The organism is Desulfocurvibacter africanus subsp. africanus DSM 2603, assembly GCF_000422545.1.
GTDB lineage: Bacteria > Desulfobacterota > Desulfovibrionia > Desulfovibrionales > Desulfovibrionaceae > Desulfocurvibacter > Desulfocurvibacter africanus.
The window spans coordinates 200,637-207,653 of the sequence record NZ_AULZ01000008.1 but is presented as its reverse complement, the minus strand read 5'-3'; the positions used below and the strand labels follow the sequence as shown (position 1 = coordinate 207,653).

The following is a 7,017-nucleotide window of genomic DNA, read 5'->3' as shown; positions in this document are numbered from 1 at the left end:
ATTTTGCTTTTGAAAATGCTCTGCAAGCCATGCGTCGGCATGGCTTGCCGCCGCGTAGGCGTAGGCGCAATTCACTTGCGCCGTCAACGCCGGAGGGGGCGTCTTAAAAGCAATCTGCTTTATTGCCTTGGAGTTCCCGACTGCCTGCGGCCTGCGCGGTAAGCAGGAGCTTCAGGGCCCGGCCCGAGGAGTCCAGGCCGGCCAGCATGCGCAGGAAGCGATCTTCGGAGCCTTGAGATCGGGCGGCGGCCTGCGCGGCGCACAGTTCTTCCAGACCTGGCCCATGGCGATGGACCTTGAGGTTGAGCAGAGCGAGCCGCAGGCCCAGCCGCCAGTCGCGGGGCTGATGCAGGCACAAGTGGGAGAGCAGGCTGAGCCGGCTGGCCTCGGTGCCGCGTTCGCGCCCCAGGAGCATTTCCAGGTTGCGTGTGGCCTCCAGGTCCCGGACGTCGTGTTTGAGGGCCAGCAGCAGACAGTGATGGGCCGTTGACGGCGTATGGCGCTCCAGGGCGAAGCGGAAGCCAGGCTCCATGCAATGGCCCAGGCGGGTCAGCTCGGCCGCCCAGGCCTTGGCCAAGCCTGCCGGATCCGGCGATTTCGGCAGACGCGCCGCGTCCTGTTTGCCCATGTCCAGCAGCCGGCGATGCCACAGGCTCAAGGCCAGCTCGTGCTCGCCCAGGAATTCGGCAGCCATGGAGCCGGCGCAGAGCACCTCGGGCTCTACAGCGCCGGCCTTGGCCAGTACGATGCCAGCCAGGGCGCGCACGGCGGCCGGTCCCAGATGCTCGGCGGCCAGCTGAAAGCGGGCCTGGAGTACGGCAGGGGTTTGCTCCAGGGGAGCCAGCAGGGCGTTCAGCACATCGGCCCGCAAGTTCAGGATGCCATCCCTGGCCAGGGTGTGCAGGGTCAAGGCCATGGCCTCTTCGTCGCGGCCGGGCTCGCGCGTGCCTGCCGGAAGTCCGGCGGCCAGTTCCAGCAGCCTGGCTGCGCGATGTTGCGGCAGGTGGCAGATCTGCACGCGTTCCCAGCCGGCTCTGGCCATGCGCTCGGCCTTGGTGGGGTTGCGCAGCAGAAAACCGATGCGCTCGTCCAGCTCCAGCACGTCGGTGAAGACGAGCATCTCGCGCTCGGGCGCGAACAGCTCCGCAAGGCCGGGGCCGGTGTCGGGTGTGACCGCGGCGCAGCCGCAGGAGGCGGTCTCGAAAAGCCGGAAGTTGATCTCGCCGCAGATGGCCTCGTTGGGCGCGATGCGCGCGCGGTCGTATGTGTCGAGCATGTCCGCATAGGACAGGTCGGCTTGATGGCTGGCGTCGAAGCGCGCGGTCAGATGCTGGATCATCCAGGTCCGCGCGGGACGATGCTCGGTCATGCGGCCGATGAAATGCACGCCCAGATCACGCGAGCCCCAAGGTCTCCAGGCCCGTTCCAGCCCGTGCCAAGGCAGCCAGAAGGCCGGAACGCCCTGGGCGGCCAGCTCCTCGACCAGATGCGGCTGGGTGGTCAATGCGCCGTCGAACAGTCGTATATAGTGGCGGTGCCAGAACAGGTTCAGGTGCGTATCGACGGACCAGAAGAGCTTGGGGCAGCGCAGGGCAGGAAGGCCGGTGAGCACCACGCGCGGCCCGAGCGTCTCGACCTGCACGAGCAGGTCGGGAGCAAAGCGCTTGCGCGCCAACTCGGCGGCGATGTCCAGGATGCCGGGCTTTGGGTGCAGCGCGAGCACCTCATGGCCCAGGGCTTCAAGAGGTTTTTGCAGGGCATAGGGCGAGACGAGACAGATGCGCAGGCGTTCCACGGCAGGCAATCCTTGCATTGAGCTGCTTTAAAAGCGTGAGGCAGCAAGAAGCATTCCGTATAATATGAGACGGAAGCCGTTACGGAGAAATCAGCTCCTGGCGATCAGGGCGTGGAAGAAGAACTCGCCAAGCGGCCAATCCAGGGGCGAAGCGCCGGAAAGCAGGAGCCGCGCGCCGCTATGCTCGCGCAGCAGCATCTCGATTCGCTCCTCGTTTTCGGCGCGGTTCACGGTGCAGGTGATGTAGGCCAGCCTGCCGCCGGGGCGCAGGGCTGCGAGGGCATGTTCCAGGATGCCGGACTGCAGGGCGGTCAGGCCGGGCAGGTCGGTGGGCGAGCGTTTCCATTTGCTGTCGGGCCGGCGGCTGAGCACGCCCAAACCAGAGCAGGGTGCATCCACCAGCACCGTGCCGGGTTGGGCGGCCAGGGGCGCGGGAGCATCGGCACGGGCCAGGAAGGTGGACACAGCGGGCAGGCCCAGGCGGCGGGACTCGACCGGGAGCTGGCGCAGCCGCGCGAAGGTCACGTCGCTGGCCCATACGGGCGCTATGCCTTTTTCGATCAAAGACAAGGCCTTGCCGCCGCGTCCGCAGCAGCAGTCCCACACGGGCGTGGGCCAGCCGGTAGGCTCCAGAGCCGCCAGGGCAAGTTGCGAAGCCGCACTCTGGCGCGAGACCAACCCCTGGGTCAGGACGCTGTCCTCCACGGGACGCGAACCGGGCGCAAAGGCCAGGGTCCAGCCGTTGGCCGACAGGCATTCGGGCTTGGCGGCCAATTCGTCGCGCAAGGCCTGTGCGCTGGATTTTGCGGCGTTCACGCGCAGGCCCACGGCAGGCGGCACAATTTGAGCCTGGAGCAGCGCCAAGGCGGCCTCCCGGCCCCGCTCGCCCAGCCACAGCTCCACGATCCAGCGCGGGCAGGAGTAGTAGCGCGAGAGGAAGCCGGTTTCATCGCGGCTGCCCTGGCGAAAGAAGTCCGGGTTCAGGGCGTCGGCCCCCAGGCGCTCGACCGAGCGCAGCACGCCGTTGGCCATTTTGGACAAGCCCTGGCCGAAGTCGGCCTTTACCGCGTCCACGGCCCAGTTCACGGAGGCGTAGGCCGGCACGCGATCCAGGTAGGACAACTCATAGGCGGCCAGTCCGAGAACGAGGCGGACCCTGGCGGGCAGCTTGCCTGGAGCGCGCAGGAAATGGTCCAGCAGGGCGTCCAGGCGGCCCTTGAGGCGCAGGTAGCCGTAGGTCAGTTCCGTGGCCAGGCCGATGTCGCGGGGAGCAAGTCGCCGCGCGGTGATCTGCGTGTCCAGGGCGGCCTGGACGTCGGTGGACGTGTTCAGGGACTTGCTCACGGCCTCAAGGGCCGCGCGTCGTGCCGGTGGGATGCGATCCGCTGTCATGAATACCTAGGCGCTGGTGGGCGTGGTGTGTTCGTCGGTCTTGTCGGTCTTGTCGATCTGGCCGCTGTCCGCGTCCAGCGGGCGGGAAGGCTTGTCGGACTTGGCAGGCCTGGACCGCTTGGATGGTTTATCCGGCTTGGACTTGGCCGCGGCGTCGATTTCGGCCAACTGCGCGGGATCCAGGAAACGGCGCAGGGCCTGCTCAAGTTGCGGAAAAGGCACCAGGGTGTCCAGGCACGGGCCGTGGGGCCGCAGGTTGAGCACTCCGTACACGGGTAGTGGAAAGGTGTCTTGGATGCCGCTGGACAGGTCCCGTTCGCAGGCCACGGCCACAATGAGCCTGGGACGTTTCTGGACCACGATGCGCCGGGCGATGGTGCCGCCCGTGGCGATGGCCAGGTGCACGCCGTATTTGTCACGCAGCTCCAGCAATCCCTTGATGGGGCATTTGCCGCAGCGCACGCAGTTGTCGATGTCATAGGTCAGGCGATGGTCGCAGCGCGAGTTCTGCAGGCAATGGGGCATGAGTAGGAGCACCTCTTGCGGTGCGTAGGTCTTGGCCTCGGAGCGGACCAGCTCGTTGTTGACCTTGATGAAGGAGTTGCGGATGCGCTCCTTGGAAATGCCCAGGGCACGGCCCAGCAAGGTCATGAGCGGGAGGAACAGCTTCACGGTCATGCCGCGCTGGCGTTTGAAAAACGGGAAGCTGCGGCCCGTGGTGATGTTGAGCACGAGCCCGAGGGAGGCCCATAGGACAACCGAGACCAGGGCGCTCACGACCAGACCCCAGATCCACGGCGCGTAGGGATGGATGGCGTTCAGGCCCACGAAGGGCACGATCCACAGGAGCACGAAAAACAGGCAGACCAGACCGCTCGCGCCCAGGATCAGGCCGACGAACAGGCGCTTGCGGGCCTGGATCTCATCGTCGGAAGGCATTTCGGGCATGCGCAGGGGGTCCAGTGGTTTTTTTTGCTGCATGGGCACTCCTCGATGCCACTACCTAGCACAATCCGTGCAATGTTGCCACGGTGCAATGTGCATTGGGTGACATGGGGGCTTGGGGCGGCGTGTGCGGTTGCCCGGTCAGTTCCGGGCGTTTTCCTGGTCCGGCTGCCCGGCCTCCGCGCATGCGCTCGCGAGGTCGGGGCAGTTGCCCAGATAGCCGCAGGCAAAGGCCGTGGCGGGCATGGCCCGTTTGCCTTGAGGCTGCAGCATCGGCACGAGGTAGGCCCGGTCGCGGCAGGCGATGGCCAGCAGGCTGTCCTGCAGGCCCAGGAACTCGCCCGGCTTGGCCTCGGGCGGCAGCGGCCCGCCCAGGCGGCCGGGCTGAATGCCCAGGCGCACGGACTCGTCGTTACGCCGCCAGGAGAAGAACGCTCCGGGCCAGGGATGCATGGCCCGCACGCGGTTGTGGATATCCTCGGCCGGCTGGTCCCAATCGATCTCGCCCTCTTTCTTTTCCAGCTTGGGCGCGTAGGTGGCTTTGGAGTGATCCTGGGGAATGGCGGTCAATTTGCCCTGGCACAACAGCTCCAGCGCCTCCACGAGCATGTCGCCGCCCATGGCGGCCAGCTCGTCATGGATGGACTGGGCCGTGTCGTAGTCCGCGATGCGCAGGGCGCGCTGCAAGAGCATGGGCCCACTGTCCAGGCCGGCTTCCATCTTCATGATGGTGATGCCCGTGGCGTGCTCGCCTGCCAGGATGACCCGCTGGATGGGCGCGGCACCACGGTACTTGGGCAGCAGCGAGGCATGCACGTTGACGGCCCCGTGCATGGGGATGTCCAGCACGCGCTGGGGCAGGATGAGCCCGTAGGCGGCGACCAGGAGTACATCGGGCGCAAGCGCCTTCAGCTCGTCCACGTCGGCGTCGGCCTTGAAGTTCACGGGCTGCAGCACGCGCAGATCGCGGGCAAGGGCAAGCTCCTTGACCGGCGAGGGCTTGCAGACCTGGCCACGGCCGCAGGGGCGGTCGGGCTGGGTGTACACGGCCACGACTTCGCCGCCGTCCCAACGAAGCACGCGTTCGAGCACGGTGGCCGCGAACTCGGGCGTGCCCATGAACACCAGGCGTAGGCTCATGCGCCTTCTCCCTGCGCTGCCTCGGCCTCTTTGAGCGACTTGGCCCTTTCGCGCTGCAGCTTCTTGACCTTCTTGTCGTACAGGGAGCGCTTGAGTCGGGATATGCGGTCGATGAACAGCACGCCGTCCAGATGGTCCAACTCGTGCTGCAGGCACACGGCCAGCAGGCCGTCGGCCTCGATGCTCAGCGGCTTGCCGTCCAGGTCCGTGGCCTCCACGGTGACCTTCTCGGAGCGGGCCACGTCGCTGCGGTAGCCCGAAACGCTCAGGCAACCTTCCTCGGACACTACCTTGCCCTCGGCGGCGGTAATCTTTGGATTCACGAGCACGCGCAGGTCCTCGCGCTTGTCCGGGCCGGTGATGTCGATGACCACCAGCCGGCAGCATTCGCCCACCTGGGGCGCGGCCAGGCCGATGCCTTCGTTCGTGTACATGGTCTCGGCCATGTCCTTGGCCAACTGGCGCAACTCGTCGGTTATATCGCCTATCTCAAGGGACTTCCGCGCCAGGACGGCGTCGGGATATTTTAGGATGGTGCGTCGCATGGTGCCTTGTGCCGGAGCGGTCTCCGGATGTCGCTTGGGTGAACCGTTCGCCAACACCGTATTCATCTTCGCGTCGGCGTCAAGGAACGGAAAAGACGCGGCCCAGATTAACCCGGATTAACCCATACTTATCGAGATCGGGCCAGATCGGGCCAGATCGGCCAGGAATGGACAAAAAGATGCTCCATTCCTGGCCGCATCGCCGCTCCGTCTATAGGAGCGATACGAGCATGCGCGTGGCCGTGATGAGGAGCAGCAGGGCGAAGATCTTCTTGAGCTTGTCCACCGGCAGGGCATGGGCCAGCTTGGCTCCCAAGGGCGCGGTGAGCACGCTCATGCCGGCCACGCCGATGAGTGCCGGCATGGAGATGTAGCCGATGCTCATGGGCGGCAGGCCCTGGGCCGACAGGCCGTTGACCAGATAGCCCACGGCGCCGGCCACGGCGATGGGGAAGCCTATGGCCGCCGAAGTGCCCACGGCCGTGTGCATGGGAATATTGCACAAGGTCATGAATGGCACGGACAGGGAGCCGCCGCCGATGCCCACCAGGCTGGACACCACGCCGATGGTCGAGCCCGCGGCGAACATGCCTGGCGTGCCGGGCAGGGCGCGCTTGGGCTTGGGCTTGATGTTCAGGAGCATCTGGATGGACACCCAGTACAGGAAGGCCACGAAGAAGCCCTTAAGAAAGCCGGTGGAGAGCATGGAGGCCACGTAAGACCCGGCATAGGTGCCGACTATGATGCCTGGCGTGATGGCCTTGACCACGCTCCAGAGCACGGCCCCGCGCTTGTGGTGCGCGCGGAAACTGGAAATCGAGGTGAACATGATGCTGGCCAGGGACGTGCCCAGGGCCAGGTGCATGATGTGCTCGGCCGGGTAGCCCAGACCGGTGAAGGCGAAAACGAGCGCCGGCACGATGACCACGCCGCCGCCCACGCCCAAAAGGCCGGCCAGGATTCCCGCGCCCGCGCCGACGCCCAGATAGACGAGCCATTCCATGAACGTATCCTCATGATGATTGGAGCAATGATTATCGGGTGAGGAGGCCGCTCTCTCCCGAACCCTCATCCGCCAACAGCCGCGGCGGCTGTACCCTGCGGCTCAGGGCGCAAGCCTCCGGGCCTGGAGTGGCAGGCGAACGCGGGCTCCATGAGACTCTATTCGTGCGGCAGGCCGAACTTAGAGAGATTTTCGCG

General features: G+C 66.1%; 6 protein-coding genes. All 6 read right to left on the bottom strand.

The window, feature by feature from the left end; translation table 11 throughout:
* Window positions 1–103 precede the first annotated feature (103 nt).
* Window positions 104–1,795, bottom strand: a complete 1,692-nt coding sequence (locus H585_RS0106475) for a glycosyltransferase family protein (protein WP_027367226.1) — start codon at window positions 1,793–1,795, stop codon at window positions 104–106.
* Between the two features lie 90 nt (window positions 1,796–1,885).
* Entirely contained in the window at window positions 1,886–3,187 is a 1,302-nt protein-coding gene (locus H585_RS0106470) for a transcription antitermination factor NusB (protein WP_027367225.1), read from the bottom strand.
* A gap of 6 nt (window positions 3,188–3,193) precedes the next feature.
* A complete protein-coding gene (locus H585_RS0106465) occupies window positions 3,194–4,168 on the bottom strand; it encodes a DUF116 domain-containing protein (RefSeq protein WP_027367224.1) in 975 nt (324 codons plus the stop codon).
* 105 nt (window positions 4,169–4,273) lie between these two features.
* A complete protein-coding gene (gene fmt, locus H585_RS0106460) occupies window positions 4,274–5,272 on the bottom strand; it encodes a methionyl-tRNA formyltransferase (RefSeq protein WP_027367223.1) in 999 nt (332 codons plus the stop codon).
* Window positions 5,269–5,817, bottom strand: coding sequence for a peptide deformylase (gene def, locus H585_RS0106455; protein WP_027367222.1), 549 nt, complete (start codon window positions 5,815–5,817; stop codon window positions 5,269–5,271). Before def ends, fmt begins: the two co-directional genes overlap by 4 nt.
* Before the next feature lie 211 nt (window positions 5,818–6,028).
* A complete protein-coding gene (locus tag H585_RS0106450) occupies window positions 6,029–6,820 on the bottom strand; it encodes a sulfite exporter TauE/SafE family protein (protein WP_027367221.1) in 792 nt (263 codons plus the stop codon).
* Between the last annotated feature and the right edge of the window lie 197 nt (window positions 6,821–7,017).